At 71.8% G+C, this 518-nt stretch carries 1 protein-coding gene; it reads right to left on the reverse strand.

The genetic code is table 11. The features are described from left to right. Positions 1-518 (reverse strand): AMP-binding protein (locus tag C1I97_RS38665; RefSeq protein ID WP_146608483.1); only part of this gene is annotated, 518 nt, incomplete at both ends.

The raw sequence follows: 518 nt of genomic DNA on the forward strand, positions 1-518 counted from the left end.
GGGTCGAGCGGGGCGTGGGTGACGTGCACGGTGGTCTCGGTGATGCCGTACATGTTGACCAGTCGCGGGGCACAGGCCGGGTGGCGCGTCCACCAGTCGGCGAGCCGTCCGGTGTCCAGGGCCTCGCCGCCGAAGATCACCGTGCGCAGCGCGAGGCGGGCGCCGGTCCCGGGGTGTTCGGCGTCCGCGCGGATCAGCGGGTAGAACGCGGACGGCGTCTGGTTGAGGACGGTGACCTTCTCGTCCGCCAGCAGGCGCAGGAAGTCCTCCGGGGAGCGGGCGGTCTCGTCGGGCACGACCACGAGCCGGCCGCCGTGCAGCAGCGGGCCCCACAGCTCCCACACGGAGAAGTCGAACGCGTAGGAGTGGAACATCGTCCACACGTCGTCCGCGCCGAAGCCGAACCAGTGGCTCGTGCGGGTGAACAGCCGCACCACGTTGGCGTGCGGGATCACCACGCCCTTGGGGCGGCCGGTGGAGCCGGAGGTGTAGATGGCGTAGGCGGGGCTCTCCGGCAG

Origin of the sequence: Streptomyces sp. NTH33 (assembly GCF_003236365.1) — a bacterium.
Taxonomy (GTDB): Bacteria; Actinomycetota; Actinomycetes; order Streptomycetales; family Streptomycetaceae; genus Streptomyces.